The organism is Neobacillus sp. B24, from assembly GCF_055381825.1.
The window spans coordinates 2059439-2076021 of the sequence record NZ_AP035777.1 but is presented as its reverse complement, the minus strand read 5'-3'; the positions used below and the strand labels follow the sequence as shown (position 1 = coordinate 2076021).

Here is a 16583-nt window from a genome sequence, read left to right as displayed (position 1 = left end):
CGTTACTGAAAACAATAGAAAATCTAGGCGGCTACCTACAGCGGAAGCCACAAAAAACCCGAGGCGGGAAGGCCTCGGGTTTTTCATATATGTCTAGCAGCAGCGCCTAGGCGCTTCCGCTTTTCGCATTACATGAATTCAGCTACTAATTTATCAAAGTAATTTTGGTCAAGGTTAAGATCCGCTTGTGTTAATGGAGCTTCAGAATAGCCGTGAACCAACTCTTGATAGGACTTTTGCTCAGTGTTTTGATAAATGAGACCTGTAACTAAGCCTTTATGCTGCATTAATGTCTGCATAGCTTGCTCACGGTTATGTGGGTCATAGCCCTCAACATCGCTTAACTTAGTAAGGTTTTCTTTGAACCAGTCATATGTGTTGACCTTATTATAAGTTACACATGGGCTGAAAACGTTGATTAACGAGAAGCCCTCATGTTTAATACCTGCTTCAATTAAAGCAGTAAGGTCCTTTAGATCAGTAGAGAAACTCTGGGCAACAAATGTTGCTCCTGCAGTTAAAGCCAACTCCATTGGAGAAATGGCCTGCTCAATTGATCCGGCAGGTGTTGATTTTGTTTTAAAACCAGCAGCAGAACGTGGAGAAGTTTGGCCTTTTGTTAAACCGTAAATTTGGTTATCCATAACGATATAAGTAATGTTAATGTTACGACGAATCGCGTGAACTGTATGACCCATACCGATTGCAAAGCCGTCGCCATCACCACCGGAAGCAATAACCGTTAAATCGCGGTTTGCCATTTTAACACCTTGAGCGATTGGAAGTGAACGACCATGAATTCCATGGAAACCATATGAATTAATATATCCAGAGATACGGCCTGAACAACCAATACCAGAAATAACAGCAAGATTTTCAGGCTCTAAGCCTACATTAGCAGCAGCACGTTGAATTGCCGCTTGTACAGAGAAGTCACCACAGCCAGGGCACCAGTTCGGTTTCACATCATTTCGAAAGTCTTTAAAAGTGGCCATTTAGAACAACTCCTTAGCTTTTGAATATACTTCATGAGGTAAAAACGGATTACCGTCATATTTTATATGATTAACAATCTTATTGGCATGTCCAACGTTCATTTTCAAGATATTAGCCAATTGTCCAGTTGCGTTGTTTTCCACAACAACTACCTTCTTAGCTGCTTGAACAAGTGGAAGGACTTCATCCGTTGGGAATGGGTGAATTAAACGGATATGAGCATGGTTTACTTTCAGCCCGTCCTTTTCAAGTCTTCCCATTGCTTCTTCGATTACACCGCGAGTCGAGTTAAAGCCAACAAATAAGACATCCGCCTCTTCGTGCTTCGCATTCTTGTATACCGGTGTGTTGAATCGGATATTTTCCATTTTTCTAAAACGCTTATCCATTTGTGCTTTACGGTTTTCAGCAGATTCAGATGGCTTACCAGTCTCAGCGTGCTCAACACCAGTTACATGGTGAATACCATTCTTCATGCCAGGAATAACGCGTGGTGAAACGCCGTCTTCCGTTACTTCATAACGTTTGAAATAGCTCTTGCCGTCAAGCTCAGGAAGATCTCCTGATAACAGTTTACCGCGTCTGATTTCTACATTTTCAAAGTTTAACGGTTCAACCGTTTGTTTTCCTAGAGATAATTGCAGGTCAGATAATACAATAACTGGAACTTGGTATTCTTCTGCAAGGTTAAATGCTTCAGCAGTATCATAGAATGCTTCTTCTACAGTACTTGGCGCCAAAACGATTTTTGGAATTTCACCGTGTGTACCGTAAATCATGGCCATTAAGTCGGATTGCTCTTGCTTTGTTGGCAAACCAGTCGAAGGGCCTCCACGCTGGGTATCAACAATCACAAGTGGAACTTCTGTCATGCCGGAAAGGCCGATTGCTTCCATTTTTAAAGAAAGACCAGGACCTGCGGATGCAGTAATGGTACGTACACCAGCATAGTTCGCACCGATTGCCATTGTCGCAGCAGCGATTTCATCCTCTGTTTGAATAACAGTGCCGCCAAGTGCTGGAAGCTTCTTAATTAAATATTCCATTATTTCAGAAGCTGGGGTGATAGGGTAAGCAGCCATAAAGCGGCAGCCGCCGGCAATCGCACCTAATGCGATGGCATCGTTACCAATCATAAACATCCGCTTTTTGCCATCCGCTTTTTCAAGCTGCATGGTAGGAACGTCTGATTCCAAGTTCGCCTTCATGTTGTCGAAGCCTGTTTTGATTGCGTCCATATTCTTGGCAACTACTTGGTCACCTTTTTTACCGAAAATTTCTCTTACCACTTCTTCAAAAACGTGGATATCCAAATCTAATACTGCAGCAGTAGCACCAATTGCCACCATGTTTTTCATTAAAGAAGTACCCAGTTCAGTGGCAATTTCTGTGAATGGCACCGCATACATCGATGCTTCTGTATCTTCTGGTTTCGTTGGATTAAATTTAGCATCAGCTAGGATAATTCCTTTGCTATGAAGCTCTTTGTAGTTTACGTCAATTGTTTCTTGGTCAAAGGCAACTAAAATATCGAGATCATCAGAAATCGAACGTACTTCCGTCGTGCTGACTCTGATTTTGTTGTTTGTATGACCGCCTTTGATACGTGATGAAAAGTGACGATAACCATACAAGTAATATCCTAAGCGATTCAGTGCGATCGCAAAGATTTCCCCAGTACTTTCAATGCCTTCCCCTTGTTGTCCGCCAACTTTCCACGAAAGTTGCTTGATCATGTCTTACACCCCTTTGGATATGTAAAAGATAATTAACTTGAACCATATATAAGTGTAGCACTTTTCCAAGTAATTCACTAGAGATTCGCCCTATCTTCATGCTTTTAAGCTAATAAACTAGAGTCATGGATATGTACTAAACGCTTTCAATTCTAGACCTATGCACCAAAAAATGCAACCCTTTGACACGAAAAATTGTCTAAAATATGAATATTTTTTTATTATTTTAGTTTAGTTCGATTTTTCTGCTTTAAATCACTAAAAATGCGGAAAAATCCATAGATTTTACCCGTTTTTTCCTAATTACCCTCCTTTTTAGAACCTAAAGATTCATATTAAAATGTTTTTTGATATATATTAGAATAATATTTTTTGAGTTGACATACCGAAAATGATTGCAGCACTCAAAATCCACACAAAAATACCTGCTTGTATAAAACAACCAGGCATAATGAGTTGGAGATTTTTCATTTATCCACGGCTTGAAAAATGGAATGCTCGTTACCGTGGTTCCACAATTAACTTGATAGCTGTGCGTTCCTCCCCGTCAATCAAAATATCGGTAAACGCAGGGATACAAATTAAATCAACTCCGCTAGGCGCCACAAATCCTCGTGCGATTGCTACTGCCTTTACGGCTTGATTTAATGCACCCGCGCCAATTGCCTGTATTTCCGCTGCACCTCTTTCACGCAGAACTCCGGCTAGTGCACCAGCTACAGAATTAGGATTAGATTTTGCTGAAACTTTTAATATTTCCATTCCTAGCTCCCCCTTGTAAAATCCCGATTCCGCATGAGCAGTTTCATGAACAAATCAGGTATATAACATTCCACTGCTACTATATTCAGTTTCAAATTGACATATTCCGGCTTGGACAAAAAATAACGGATTGGAGCCGCCGAAATCCATATAAAAAGAGCAAAGTTTGGGACTTTGCTCTAGGAATAAAACGGATGATCGTCGTTTATTAAGATAGGGGTGATTTTTTTCGCCAGACCTGTTTTCGAATCTAATTCAATGTATACAGCGCTTAATTGTGCCCTGCCATCCTTCGGCACTTCAAAACGAACTGGCAGGCTTGTCAGGAATCTTTTGAGCACTGCCTCCCTTTCCACACCCAGTATGCCATCATATGGCCCGGTCATCCCGACGTCTGTTAAATAAGCCGTTCCGCCCGGGAGGATTCGCTGATCTGCGGTTTGGACATGTGTGTGGGTCCCGACTACCGCCGACACCTTGCCGTCCAAATACCAGCCCAGCGCCTGCTTTTCACTGGTCACTTCAGCATGAAAATCTACAAAGATAAACGGAGTTCTTTTTCGGGCTTGCACTATTAATTCATCTGCCTTTTGAAATGGACAATCAATTGGATTCATGAAAGTCCTGCCCTGAAGATTGATAATTGCTACTTCGAAGCTATTTAATTTCAGAAAAATAATCCCTTGACCGGGAGTACCACTTGGAAAATTGGCGGGTCGAACCAGATATTTTGCTTTATCAATAAATTCAAAGATTTCTCGGTTATCCCAAGCATGATTCCCAAGAGTGACGGCTTGCGCACCCTGCTCTAAAAATTGCCGATAAATATTTTCGGTGATCCCTTTTCCACCTGCAGCATTTTCACCGTTAATAATCGTCAGATGCGGCCGATATTTTTCTTTTAACTTTGGCAAATATTCTTTCACCATATCTCTGCCAGGCGAACCGACAACGTCGCCAATAAAAAGTAAGTTCATGTTTTTTCCCTTTCACTGTTTAATTCCTTAAAGTTTATCATATTTATGATAATGACAAAAATAAAGCGGTGCATTCGCACCGCTTTATTTCGCGTATTCAACAGCCCGTGTTTCACGGATGACTGTTACTTTAATATGTCCAGGATAATCAAGCTCTTCCTCGATACGCTTGCGGATATCGCGAGCTAGTCGGTGAGCGGCTAGATCATCAATGGCATCCGGTCTTACAATTATTCGTACTTCACGTCCAGCCTGAATCGCAAATGATTTCTCGACACCCTCATAGGATTCCGATATCTCTTCTAACTTTTCTAGGCGGCGGATATAGTTTTCAAGTGTTTCGCTCCGTGCTCCCGGCCTTGCAGCAGAGAGAGCGTCAGCAGCAGCAACTAAAACGGCAATGGTTGATGTTGGTGCTGTATCACCATGGTGTGAAGCAATACTGTTGATGACGACAGGATGTTCCTTGTACTTAGTTGCAAGTTCAACCCCAATCTCAACGTGGCTTCCCTCCACTTCATGGTCAATCGCTTTTCCAATATCATGCAGCAGTCCAGCACGTCTTGCTAACGTTTCGTCCTGACCAAGCTCGGCAGCAAGCAAACCTGATAACTGTGCAACTTCCATGGAGTGTTTCAGCACATTTTGTCCGTAGCTTGTACGGAACTTCAAGCGGCCCAGAATTTTAATCAAATCTGGATGAAGTCCATGTACTCCAACTTCAAATGTCGTCTGCTCCCCAACTTCGCGAATGTATTCATCCACTTCACGGCGAGATTTCTCAACCATTTCCTCAATTCGTGCAGGATGGATCCGTCCATCTTGAACAAGCTTTTCAAGGGCCAAGCGTGCTGTTTCCCGACGAATAGGATCAAAGCCTGATAGAATAACAGCTTCCGGAGTATCGTCAATAATCAAGTCAATACCCGTTAACGTTTCAAGGGTGCGAATATTACGTCCTTCGCGTCCGATGATCCGTCCCTTCATTTCGTCGTTTGGAAGGTTTACAACCGAAACAGTTGTCTCGGCTACATGGTCTGCAGCACAACGCTGAATGGCGAGTGAAAGAATTTCCTTCGCTTTTTTATCAGCTTCTTCTTTGGCACGATTTTCGGTTTCCTTTATCATCATCGCGGTTTCAAAAGCAAGTTCTTGCTCTGTACGTTCTAGGATGATGGATTTAGCTTCCTCACGGGTTAAGCCAGAAATTCGTTCAAGTTCTGTTTGTTGTGTACGTACCAACTCGTCCACTTTGCTTTCCATCTCTTCAATATGCTGTTGTCTTTGGTTTAGAGAATCATCCTTCTTTTCTAAAAGAATTTCACGCTTGTTTAACGATTCATCCTTCCGGTCTAAATTCTCTTCTCTTTGCAGTAAACGGTTTTCTTGTTTTTGCAGTTCATTTCTTCGTTCACGAACCTCACGCTCCGCTTCAGTTCGAAGCTTGTGAATTTCATCCTTTGCCTCTAACAGGGCTTCTTTTTTAAGAGAATCAGCATCTCGTTTCGCATCTTCAAGAATCTGCTCTGCTGCATTTTTAGCTCCTGCTATTTTTGCTTCAGCAATGGATTTACGAATAAAATAGCCAACAACGGCACCGACGATAAGGCCAAGCAAAATGGAGATGATAGTAATTAGGTCCATCGTTACACCTCCTCTTGCTATGAACTTTTGTTACATTTTTAAGTGTCGGCATGTACATTGTTTAGACTCAACATACAGCAAGCACCAAGGCTTTTCGCAATGTAATATTTCCAAAAATGTAAAATATACATGTTAATTGTAAAGGCGGGACTAGTCATTGTCAAGGTTTTGTCCAATTGCCTTTTTAAAATATTTCCAACTTGTCGGATTTTTGGCTATTTTTCGTGTGAATATTGGGTTCTTCCACTGCATAAATATACATTCCTATAAAAAAGAGCAAAACCCTGGTTTTGGGCTTTGCTCTGGAGAATTAATCTAATAACTCAAATTGATCGTCATCTTCCGGTTCTTCTGTGACGGTTTTTTCTCCATCCAGACCGTAGTGCTCGCGGATTTTCGTTTGGATTTCCAAGCGAAGATCAGGATTTTCCTTCAGGAACAGTTTCGCATTTTCACGGCCTTGTCCAATTCTTTGGTCATTATAGGAGTACCAAGAACCGCTCTTTTGGATAATATCCAATTCCGCTCCAATATCGACAATTTCGCCTTCTTTAGATATACCTTCTCCATACATAATATCCACTTCTGCTGTACGGAATGGCGGCGCCACTTTATTTTTAACTACTTTAATTTTTGTCTTGTTACCAACCATGTCAGTGCCTTGCTTAAGGGTTTCGGCACGACGGACCTCAAGACGGATTGTTGAGTAGAACTTCAGGGCGCGTCCGCCAGGTGTTGTCTCGGGGTTTCCGAACATGACCCCCACCTTTTCACGGATTTGGTTAATGAATACCGCGATAGTTTTTGATTTATTAATAGCACCTGATAGTTTACGAAGGGCTTGGGACATCAAACGGGCCTGTAAACCTACGTGAGCGTCTCCCATTTCACCTTCGATCTCCGCTTTTGGAACAAGAGCAGCTACAGAGTCGATTACGATAATATCAACTGCACCGCTTCGTACAAGAGCCTCAGCGATTTCTAGTGCTTGTTCGCCTGTATCAGGCTGGGATAATAGTAACTCATCAATGTTAACACCCAGTTTTTGTGCATAAGTTGGGTCTAGGGCATGCTCAGCGTCGATAAACGCTGCTTGTCCGCCTTTTGCTTGCACTTCTGCAATTGCGTGCAGGGCGACAGTGGTTTTACCAGATGATTCAGGCAGGATTGTTATTCACAAGGCTTTTTATCCTTGCTTCTGGAGGTCACCCTCATCATTACACGCTCTGGTCAAACGTGTAACTACAACTGGTCAATTCCAGCTCAGCTCAGCGTACATATTCTCCCTCAGCATAATCTGTTAGGGAAGGGACACTCTTGCCGAGGTTATATTCTACATTGTGTAGGTTCACTCGGTACGCGTTACGGTGCTGAATGCATTTTAGTTCATCCAGTTACCTCGGAATTTTCTCATTATCCTGAGATGTTTTCCGATTTTGCCCCTTTCGTCTTATTGGTTTCCCAATAAGCGGGCGATCCTTCGTTTAACTTTTGGAAGATCTGTATTAACATCTTAATTCTCCTTAATTGATTTTAGGAGAAATCTACCAAATAGCTAACGACATATGAATCATTCACCATAAATTTCAATTATTCTTCCTCGTGGATACCCACCTACTCCAAGTGCTGTATCAAGTGCTAGGGAACCGCTCGGAACAGTTGAAATCCTTGTTTCCGTTTGCTCTCCCATTCTCATGATGGAACCTTTACCGAATTGTTTTTCTATTTGTTTTAGCGCCATTTCTAAGGCGGCCTTTCGGTCACTCACAAATAGTTCCTCCTTTTATATTTAAATTAAAATCATATCTGGAATCTATGAAAATGAAACCTATAAATAATATAACCTCTTTTGAACGATTTGTCGAGTAAAAACACGAACATTTATTCGACCTTTTTCTAGACATTTATTTTGGTAAAACAAACAAATTTACCCACGAAAAGAAGTCTTTCTAATCGGTTTTTGAGAGAAAAGGCCTTTTTCGCTTATTGTCAGACAATTTAATAGTGCACTATTACTTATCTTGAAACGACGACGATTCATAGTGACTATTACATCTATTATTTCATTATATAGGGCGTTATGAACCTTTCATAGTGACCAGCACTTCTGGTTTTTCGTTATTACGGGCGCTATAAGCCCTTCATAGTGACCGGCTCTTCTGGCTTTTTGTTCTTACGGGCGCTATGAACCCTTCATAGTAACCGGCTCTTCTAGTTTTTTGTTCTTACGGGCGCTATGAACCCTTCATAGTAACCGGCTCTTCTAGTTTTTTGCTTCAGCGGGTACTATAAACTCTTCATAGTGACTTACACTTCTGGTTTTTCGTTCTTACGGGTACTATAAACCCTTCATAGTGACCGGCTCTTCTGGCTTTTTGTTCTTACGGGCGCTATGAATCCTTCATAGTGACCGGCTCTTCTGGCTTTTTGTTCTTACGGGCGCTATGAATCCTTCATAGTGACCGGCTCTTCTAGTTTTTCGTTCTTTCGGGTACTATAAATTCTTCATAGTGACCGGCTCTTCTGATTTTTCGTTATTGCGGGCGCTATGAACCCTTCAGAGTGACCGGCTCTTCTGGTTTTTAGTTCTTACGGGCGCTATCAACCTTCATAGTAACCGGCTCTTCTAGTTTTTTGCTTCAGCGGGTATTATAAACTCTTCATAGTTACCTACACTTCTAGTTTTTAGTTCTTACGGGTACTATAAACCCTTCTGGCTTTTTGCTTTGATGGGCACTATAAACCCTTCAACGTTACCATCTCAAATGAAATTTGGCCCACCGGGTACTATGAACCCAATAAAACAAAAAAACACAGAACGCTGATCAAGCATCCTGTGATTCCTTCAAATATTTCAACAAATAGTAGCAGCCAAACTTAACTGTTCGACTTCGGTTTGCTTTGCGTGTACCGCCGAGCCTTAGCTTTTCAACAATCGCAGCAGGCCGTCCGGGCAGCGAAATCCCGATATAAACCGTGCCAACCGGCTTTCCTTCCGACTCATCCGGCCCGGCCACACCAGTGAAACTGATTCCGATATCGGCCCCAAAAATCCGTGCCGCGTTTTCTGCAAGTTCCCGTGCACATTCCTCACTTACGGCTCCATAGGCGGCGAGAGTTTCCGGTCGAACCCTGACAACCTTTTCCTTAATTTCATTAGAATAACAGACGACGCCCCCCTTGAACACCGAACTGGCTCCCGAAATAGAGGTAATCTCCTCCTGGAATAACCCGCCGGTCAGGCTTTCCGCGGCTGTAATCGTCAAGCCTCTTTCTTTCAGAACGTTCGTTAATTCTTCCAATAGAGACGTATTATCATAGCCATATAAAAATTCTCCAACGCGGGCACTGATTTTCGCTTCCACGTCATCGAGCATAGCTTGAGCGGCTGCAACATCCTTATGCTTTGCGGTCAGCCTTAAGGTAACTTCCCCGTCACCCGCAAGCGGTGCAATCGTCGGATTGCTCTGGGCATCGATTAGATCAAGTACCTCTGTCTCTAGTGCCGCCTCGCCAATCCCAAAAAACCGCAGCACCCGTGAGACAATCTGTTCACCCGAACCACCAAGCGCTGCAAGAGCGGGGCCGCCATATTGCAAAAACATCGGCTCCATCTCTTTTGGCGGACCTGGCAGCAACATATAAAGTCGTCCGCCACCGCCGCCTTGAAAAATCATCCCAGGAGCCATCCCGTGGTCATTGGGCAGAACTTGTGAACCCCTCAAAATCAAAGCCTGTTTCCGATTATTTTCCGTCATGACCCGGTTGGTTCGTTTGAAGAAAAGTTCAATCGATTCCAGCGCTTGTTCATCCATGACCAATTCTGTACCGAGATGGCGGGCAATCGTTTCCTTCGTTAAATCATCCTTTGTAGGACCTAGTCCGCCTGTAAATATGATCATATCTGACCGCGACTCAGCAATGTCGATGGCCGACTTAAGCCTGTCAGGATTGTCGCCAACGACTGTATGAAAATATACGTCAATCCCCAGCCCAGCCAGTTGTTGAGATAAGAACCGGGCGTTAGTGTTGACGATTTGGCCCAAGAGCAATTCTGAACCAACTGCAATAATCTCAGCATTCATCCTTCGTTCCCCCCTTAGACCTTACCTATTTAGCTGTTATTTTGAATTTTTCAGCACGTGGCTGTTTTTTGCAAAGTAATCCCAGCCAGACCAAATGGTAAAAATCAAAGCAACCCATAATGCCAGCAGGTCAAATCGAAATGGAATCATCGCAAAAATAATATTATGTAATAGTAACGCGGAAATAGCGACAATTTGGGTCCACGTTTTAATTTTCCCTAACATATTGGCTGCAACGACTTCCCCTTCGCCAGCAAGCAGCAAACGGAGTCCGGTAACAGCAAATTCCCGGCTGATTATGACGATGACAATCCATGAAGGGGCATAGCCCAGTTCAACCAGCACGATAAGCGCAGCAGAGACTAACAGTTTATCCGCTAACGGATCAAGAAATTTCCCCATGTTGGTAACAAGATTGTATTTACGGGCATAATGACCATCCACCCAGTCCGTTGCAGACGCCAGTATAAAAATTAGCGCACCGACAAAATGGGTTACCGGAAGGTCTGCACCTAGTAAACGGAACTCTCCCCACTCAAATGGAACCAACATAATAATCAAGAACAGCGGGATTAATAATATGCGTGAAACTGTAATCTTGTTAGGTATATTCATCCAACTTTCCTCCTAATAATACACAACAGTGCCGATGACTATCGGCATTTTTTTGTTCAAGCTTATCTTATTTAATGAATGCGAAAATAGTCATCAAACGATGACTATTGGTTCTTCGGAACAAATTGAATCGTAATGTCCTGACGAACTTTTTCCGCCGGTGGAACAGCATACTCTAGCTTTTGGTCATTGACAAAAATATCAGCGTCAAGTGTTCTTCCAACAGTGATAATCGCCTCTGTTTCAGGTGTTAAATCAAAGGTCTTGCTTTCCGACCCCGTGCCTGCCGTCAGCATTCCCCCGAAAAATGTTTTTCCTTTGCCATTTTTAACATTGACCCATGATTCACCCCGGGAAACAACCTTAACTACAAATTTGTCAGTATTGGCTAATGAAAAAGTGGAATTTCGCCCACTCGTATCCACTACCGTCAATTCTTGCTTTGGCGGTTCAACAACTGGTGTTTGGGTTTCCTCTTTTGGAGTTTCCTCCTCTTTCTTCGTATCCTTTGCCTTCTCTTTATCGGCTTTCTCTTTTTCGTCTGCCTGAGCCTTTTCCAAATCATCGTTTTTGACAAGCTGAACCGGCTCATTATCTTGGTTGACGGTTTCATTCGTATCGTTTTTGTCGGCATTCGTAGAAATAAAGTAATAGAAAAGACCCGCGACACCAATCACAAAGACGCCAATTAAAATTTTCGGCAGGAAATCAAACACCTTCGAGCTGCCTTGAGAAATATTTTTATGTGTTTTCACTCTTGATAATTGCGGCATCTCGTCATTGATCGATGCCGGGATTTCATTTTTATAGGTTTCAAAGATTTCTTCCGGATTAAGACCGAGTGCCTCTGCATACTGCTTTATAAACGCACGCACATAAAAATTCCCCGGCATGCTTGAATAATTGCCTTCTTCAATACCGATTAAATACCGCTTTTGGATTTTCGTCATCGCTTGTAAATCATCCAAGCTCAAATCTTTGGCTAAACGGGCTTCTTTTAATCGATTCCCTAATTCAGTCACGTAATAACACCTTCCAATTTAAAAATCAAAATCTCCGAAATCTGACCCGGAGAACATATTATGCTGGTCAACCATCTCATAAGTAATTTCTTCATCAGCATGATTTCTTAGTTCGATAATATAGTCAAAATCATCGAGTGTATACTCGGAATTTTGCACGAAAATATCAGGATGTTCAATTACCTTTACAGATGGCATCCGCATAATTTCCCGGACAAGCTGCCAGTGCCGCTCATTGGCCCTTTTGGTCGAAACAATTCCATCAAGAATAAACAAGTTGTTGCTGTTGTATTCATCCTCGATCAATTGGTTGCGAATTGTTTGCTTTAACAGGGTGGAAGACACAAACAGCCAGCGTTTATTGGCACATACGCTTGCAGCGACGAGTGATTCGGTTTTACCGACCCGAGGCATGCCGCGAATCCCAATTAATTTGTGGCCTTCCTGCTTAAATAATTCTGCCATAAAATCAACTAAAAGACCAAGTTCGTCGCGGACAAACCGGAATGTTTTTTTATCATCGGCATCTCGTTGAATATAGCGTCCATGCCTGACAGCGAGGCGGTCTCGTAGTTTCGGTTCTCGCAGTTTTATTAGTTTTATTGTGTCCATTGTATGTAAAATTGACTCAAGCCGCTTAATTTGATTATCGTCCTTGGCCAATATTAGCAAGCCGCGTCTGCCTTCATCAACACCGTTAATGGTTACAATATTAATAGAAAGCATTCCTAAGAGGGATGAAATGTCACCTAATAAACCGGGACGATTTATCGTAATTTCGTATTCTAAATACCATTCTTTCTTCATAATTTTTCAGCTTCACACCCCTTAAAGAAGTTTCGACAAATTTCTCATATAGGTTACCTAAGCTTTATCATATATGATTTTACTGGAAGATGAAAGAAAAAACATGTATAAACTAATAATTTATAGAAGAATGGTATTGACCCCATGTTCATATAGAAAAAAAGAGGCTGGAAGCACCGCCCCATCCTCTCTCTTTTTTTACTGTTGTTTTACAAGTTTAACCATTAGATTAGCAATTGCTTGTTGTTCTTGCGGATCTGCTACTGACCACAGGTCGGCAAGAACACGCTCCTGCTCGTTTTTAGGGTCCACATTTTTTGCCAAATAGTCGCCAATTTGATATGCCAAACTGCTGATTGCACCCTCGCTCATTCCTTGATCTTGAGCTTGGTCAAGGCGGCCACCCAGAAATTCCTGCCACTGTTTCCAGTTATCTAAAACAGACATTGCATAACCCTCCTTTAGAATGATACAAGGTTATTTTGCTAACATAGCACGAAAGTTATGCATGAAAAATGAAAATCAGGTGTACCATCCGCCATTAATGGCAAGGACCTGCCCGGTTATATAGCTGGCATCATCAGAAAGTAAAAATGCTGCAGCTTTTGCGATTTCTTCCGGTTGGCCAAGACGTCCCATCGGTATATCGAAAGTAATCGTTTCCAGTTCTTCTGGAGTAAACCCGTCCATCATTTTTGTTTCAACGGCCCCAGGGGCAATACCATTGACACGAATCCCATTTAAGGCTACTTCCTTGCTTAAGGCTTTAACAAACGCAATTTGAGCCCCTTTGGCTGTGGAATATGCCACCTCGCAAGCAGCACCTGTCTGCCCCCATATGGATGTGATGACAATGATATTTCCAGAGCCTTTACTCAATAATTTGGGCAATAGCTCCTTCGTCAACATTAATGGACTTAGGACATGGACATTAAGCATCCTCATTGCCTCTTCCAAATTTAAATCCATCAACAATCCATAATGGCTCATACCACCGCAGTGGATAATGGCATCGAGCGAAAACACTTGCGAAGTAATCTGTTTAAAGCCCTCTGGCGCGGCTAAATCCGCATGGATGGGTATATATTCACCGCCGAAGGCTGATAGTTCTTCCAATAATTCTCTGATTTTTTGTTCCTGCTGATTGTAGTGCAGGTAAAGATTGTATCCTTTCGCCGCCAACTGGAAAGAGATCGCTTTTCCGATTCCTCCACTTGCTCCCGTGATTAATACATACTTTTTCATGAATGTCACTCTCTCTATTTCATTTACCTAGAAAAAGCGCCGAATCAACGGCGCTTAAACCTATTTCGTTTTAGGAATTACCTGACAAACGGAAATTCTTTCGTCTGCAATCACTTCCGAGGCCAGTGATTGAACATCCTGAAGCGTAATTTTTTCCAAGGTTGGTACAACATCAAACAAATTCATATCGTTGAAAGAATAGCGGGTAAACTGATTGGCGATGTATTCCGGGGAATTTATTGCCCGTAAAAATGCGCCAATTTTTTTCTTCTTGGCTCTTTCCAATTGCACTTCTGTGAAGGCACTCCCATTCTTTGCCCCCATCAGCATTTCCTGCAGGCGCTGTGCAAGTTGGTCAGGGTCGCTCGTATCCCCGCCAATCATCGCAAAACCAAAGCCCTGTTCCTGAGTATAGTCAAAGGAAAAGGTTTCGTCCACCAATCCGTCATTGTATAACTGATCGTAATTTTCTGAGCTTTTGCCAAATAGCAAATCAAGCAGTACATTCATTGTTAATTCGTTCTTTAGCAGGGTTTCGCCAGTTTGGTCGACATGGAGCGCTTTAATCCCTACCAAGCATTTGGAGGTTTGGACATTCATTTGCAACACTTGTTTTTTCTCTGCCGCCTGAACTGGTTCCTCTTCGAAATACCGATCAATTTCTGGCATAGCCTTGTAATCCTTTTTGGCTTGGTTTTCCTTCACTTGATTCATAATTTTTTCCGGATCGACTGGACCGACAATAAACAGCAGCATATTGCTTGGATGGTAAAAGGTGTTATAGCATTCATAAAGCAAATCTTTTGTGATATGGGAAATGGATTCGATGGTTCCGGCAATGTCAATACGAACAGGATGATTTTTGTAAAGATTTTGGATGATTCCAAAGTATAGCCGCCAGTCCGGATTATCATCATACATGGTGATCTCTTGCCCAATGATTCCTTTTTCTTTTTCCACAGTTTTCTCGGAAAAATAGGGGGATTGAACAAAGTCAATCAGCGTTTCTAAATTTTTCTCCACATCCGAAGTACTGGAGAACAAGTAAGCTGTTCGCGTAAAGGATGTAAAGGCATTGGCTGACGCGCCTTGCTTCGAGAACTGTTGAAACACATCCCCATCCTCTTTTTCGAATAGCTTATGCTCTAAAAAGTGGGCAATTCCGTCAGGGACCGTAACAAAATCGTTTTTTCCCAATGGAACAAACGTATTGTCAACCGACCCATATTTCGTTGTGAAAGTAGCATAGGTCTTGTTAAAGCCTGGTTTTGGTAAAATATAGACATTTAGACCATTTGCCAATTTTTCATGAAAAAGCTTTTCTTTAAGCTGATCAAACGCAATTTTCTCCATTATTGCCCTGCCTCCATTCCCATTAAGAAATAAATTGTATCCAGTGTTATTTTATTGCCAACAGCGATAATTTCGTCTTTTGTCACTTTTTCCATTTCTGTCAGCCAGGTATCGATTCCAATGTTTGTTTTGGCAACCACATTATGATATAACAGCTCAAGCAATCCTCTAGACGTATCAATCGTTTCAAGGATTTGATTTCGGATGACTGCCTTCGTCTGCTTAAGTTCCTCTTCAGTAAAATCACCTTTACGCATTGCTTCCATTTGCTCATGGATAATTTTTACGGCTTGATCATAATTTTTATTATCAATCCCCGACATGACCATCAGCAAACCCTTATGACTTTCAATCCGGCTTGCTGCGTAATAAGCCAGGCTCGCCTTCTCACGGACATTGATAAACAGCTTGGAATGAGCAAAGCCGCCAAAGATTCCATTAAACACCTGCAAAGAAAAGTAATCGGAATCACCGTAGGATATATTTGTCCGATAGCCAATGTTCAGCTTGCCTTGTTTAACATCTTCCTTCTCCTTTACCTCATTGGTTTCCGGTTTCGGAGAAACTTGTTGTACATCAGCCTGCTTTGGTGACCGGATTTCAAATGTGAGCAACTCCTGGGCAAACGTTTTTACTTCCGCCTCTTTTACATCGCCAATCACATAAAGGTTCATTTCATCCTCAGCGAGGGCTATTTTGTAATATTGGTATAGGTCTTCAGGAGAGATGGCATCCACCTCCTGAGCGTCACCATGAACCTGAAGCGCATACGGCTCCCCTTTGCACATTTCTTCAATCAGGCGAACATTGGAGTAGCGCATTTTATCATCATAGACCGATTGAATTCGCTGCTTTTGCGTGCGCTTTTCTTTTTCAACCGTTTCTGGGTCAAACGAGTCCCCGCTGCCATTAGGATTCAGTAAAATTTCCGCAAGTAATTCAAAGCCTTTTTTCAGCAGCGGTGTCGGGTCAGTCAGGAATTTCTCATTTGAAATTTCAATTAAGAAGCTTACGATATGGTATTCACCTTTTTTGGCCAAATCCACATAAAGTGTCGCCCCATACAAGTCATCGAGGTAGGAGCGTAATTTAGTGGTGGTTGGATAATTGGCTGAACTCGATTGAAGTACTTGCGGAAGCAGTGCCCTTTTCGTCACATCCTCCTTGGTTAACGGTGCTTTCATTCGCCAAACAATGGTATTTGTTTTATATTTATCTGTTTCGATTACATGGAGTTTATACCCCTGCATTTCTGTTATCTTTTCAGTGATATCGCCCATTTGCCTTCCTCCTTAACAGTCTTCTTCCTAACTTAATAATATGTAAACATTTTTCTTTATA

At 42.2% G+C, this 16583-nt stretch carries 14 protein-coding genes and 1 pseudogene; all 15 read right to left on the bottom strand.

Going from position 1 to position 16583, the window contains the following annotated elements; genetic code table 11:
• Positions 1 to 128: 128 nt before the first annotated feature.
• The 15 genes and pseudogenes from ACZ43M_RS10355 to yfmF all read right to left on the bottom strand — a co-directional run bounded on the left by ACZ43M_RS10355 (position 129) and on the right by yfmF (position 16522).
• Entirely contained in the window at positions 129 to 995 is an 867-nt protein-coding gene (locus ACZ43M_RS10355; RefSeq protein ID WP_464507320.1) for a 2-oxoacid:ferredoxin oxidoreductase subunit beta, read from the bottom strand.
• Positions 996 to 2732 carry a 2-oxoacid:acceptor oxidoreductase subunit alpha gene (locus ACZ43M_RS10350; protein ID WP_464507319.1) on the bottom strand — a complete coding sequence of 579 codons (1737 nt, stop codon included), beginning with the start codon at positions 2730 to 2732 and terminating at the stop codon, positions 996 to 998.
• Positions 2733 to 3233: 501 nt separating this feature from the next.
• Positions 3234 to 3494: a stage V sporulation protein SpoVS gene (gene spoVS / locus ACZ43M_RS10345; RefSeq protein ID WP_003211281.1), complete on the bottom strand. Its 261-nt coding sequence runs from the start codon at positions 3492 to 3494 to the stop codon at positions 3234 to 3236.
• A 179-nt stretch (positions 3495 to 3673) separates the two neighbouring features.
• Positions 3674 to 4471, bottom strand: a complete 798-nt coding sequence (locus ACZ43M_RS10340) for a TIGR00282 family metallophosphoesterase (protein ID WP_464507318.1) — start codon at positions 4469 to 4471, stop codon at positions 3674 to 3676.
• 84 nt (positions 4472 to 4555) lie between these two features.
• On the bottom strand, positions 4556 to 6115 hold the full coding sequence (gene rny / locus ACZ43M_RS10335; RefSeq protein ID WP_464507317.1) for a ribonuclease Y: 1560 nt from the start codon (positions 6113 to 6115) through the stop codon (positions 4556 to 4558).
• Between the two features lie 310 nt (positions 6116 to 6425).
• Positions 6426 to 7277 (bottom strand): annotated as a pseudogene (gene recA / locus ACZ43M_RS10330) (recombinase RecA); the annotation flags it as partial.
• A 408-nt stretch (positions 7278 to 7685) separates the two neighbouring features.
• On the bottom strand, positions 7686 to 7883 hold the full coding sequence (locus ACZ43M_RS10325; protein WP_464507316.1) for a hypothetical protein: 198 nt from the start codon (positions 7881 to 7883) through the stop codon (positions 7686 to 7688).
• A 1057-nt stretch (positions 7884 to 8940) separates the two neighbouring features.
• Positions 8941 to 10200 carry a competence/damage-inducible protein A gene (locus ACZ43M_RS10320; RefSeq protein ID WP_464507315.1) on the bottom strand — a complete coding sequence of 420 codons (1260 nt, stop codon included), beginning with the start codon at positions 10198 to 10200 and terminating at the stop codon, positions 8941 to 8943.
• A gap of 36 nt (positions 10201 to 10236) precedes the next feature.
• The gene (gene pgsA / locus ACZ43M_RS10315) at positions 10237 to 10815 is read right to left on the bottom strand and encodes a CDP-diacylglycerol--glycerol-3-phosphate 3-phosphatidyltransferase (RefSeq protein ID WP_464507314.1); all 579 of its coding nucleotides are present in this window, start codon (positions 10813 to 10815) and stop codon (positions 10237 to 10239) included.
• A gap of 104 nt (positions 10816 to 10919) precedes the next feature.
• Positions 10920 to 11837, bottom strand: coding sequence for a RodZ domain-containing protein (locus ACZ43M_RS10310; protein WP_464507313.1), 918 nt, complete (start codon positions 11835 to 11837; stop codon positions 10920 to 10922).
• A gap of 18 nt (positions 11838 to 11855) precedes the next feature.
• Positions 11856 to 12647 (bottom strand): DUF3388 domain-containing protein, encoded by a 792-nt coding sequence (locus ACZ43M_RS10305; protein ID WP_464508002.1) that lies wholly within the window; start codon positions 12645 to 12647, stop codon positions 11856 to 11858.
• 195 nt (positions 12648 to 12842) lie between these two features.
• A complete protein-coding gene (locus tag ACZ43M_RS10300; RefSeq protein ID WP_464507312.1) occupies positions 12843 to 13091 on the bottom strand; it encodes a DUF3243 family protein in 249 nt (82 codons plus the stop codon).
• 75 nt (positions 13092 to 13166) lie between these two features.
• Complete coding sequence (gene ymfI, locus ACZ43M_RS10295) at positions 13167 to 13889, bottom strand: elongation factor P 5-aminopentanone reductase (RefSeq protein ID WP_464507311.1); 723 nt, start codon at positions 13887 to 13889, stop codon at positions 13167 to 13169.
• Positions 13890 to 13949: 60 nt separating this feature from the next.
• A complete protein-coding gene (gene yfmH, locus ACZ43M_RS10290; RefSeq protein WP_464507310.1) occupies positions 13950 to 15242 on the bottom strand; it encodes an EF-P 5-aminopentanol modification-associated protein YfmH in 1293 nt (430 codons plus the stop codon).
• Positions 15242 to 16522, bottom strand: a complete 1281-nt coding sequence (gene yfmF / locus ACZ43M_RS10285; RefSeq protein WP_464507309.1) for an EF-P 5-aminopentanol modification-associated protein YfmF — start codon at positions 16520 to 16522, stop codon at positions 15242 to 15244. The genes yfmH and yfmF overlap by 1 nt, the downstream gene beginning before the upstream one ends.
• Positions 16523 to 16583 lie beyond the last annotated feature (61 nt).

What these genes read in the sequence shown, in the direction of transcription:
- ACZ43M_RS10355 (WP_464507320.1), bottom strand. Translation starts at nt 995, where the DNA reads ATGGCCACTTTTAAAGACTTTCGAAATGATGTGAAACCGAACTGGTGC.
- ACZ43M_RS10350 (WP_464507319.1), bottom strand. Translation starts at nt 2,732, where the DNA reads ATGATCAAGCAACTTTCGTGGAAAGTTGGCGGACAACAAGGGGAAGGC.
- spoVS (WP_003211281.1), bottom strand. Translation starts at nt 3,494, where the DNA reads ATGGAAATATTAAAAGTTTCAGCAAAATCTAATCCTAATTCTGTAGCT.
- ACZ43M_RS10340 (WP_464507318.1), bottom strand. Translation starts at nt 4,471, where the DNA reads ATGAACTTACTTTTTATTGGCGACGTTGTCGGTTCGCCTGGCAGAGAT.
- rny (WP_464507317.1), bottom strand. Translation starts at nt 6,115, where the DNA reads ATGGACCTAATTACTATCATCTCCATTTTGCTTGGCCTTATCGTCGGT.
- ACZ43M_RS10320 (WP_464507315.1), bottom strand. Translation starts at nt 10,200, where the DNA reads ATGAATGCTGAGATTATTGCAGTTGGTTCAGAATTGCTCTTGGGCCAA.
- pgsA (WP_464507314.1), bottom strand. Translation starts at nt 10,815, where the DNA reads ATGAATATACCTAACAAGATTACAGTTTCACGCATATTATTAATCCCG.
- ACZ43M_RS10300 (WP_464507312.1), bottom strand. Translation starts at nt 13,091, where the DNA reads ATGTCTGTTTTAGATAACTGGAAACAGTGGCAGGAATTTCTGGGTGGC.
- ymfI (WP_464507311.1), bottom strand. Translation starts at nt 13,889, where the DNA reads ATGAAAAAGTATGTATTAATCACGGGAGCAAGTGGAGGAATCGGAAAA.
- yfmH (WP_464507310.1), bottom strand. Translation starts at nt 15,242, where the DNA reads ATGGAGAAAATTGCGTTTGATCAGCTTAAAGAAAAGCTTTTTCATGAA.
- yfmF (WP_464507309.1), bottom strand. Translation starts at nt 16,522, where the DNA reads ATGGGCGATATCACTGAAAAGATAACAGAAATGCAGGGGTATAAACTC.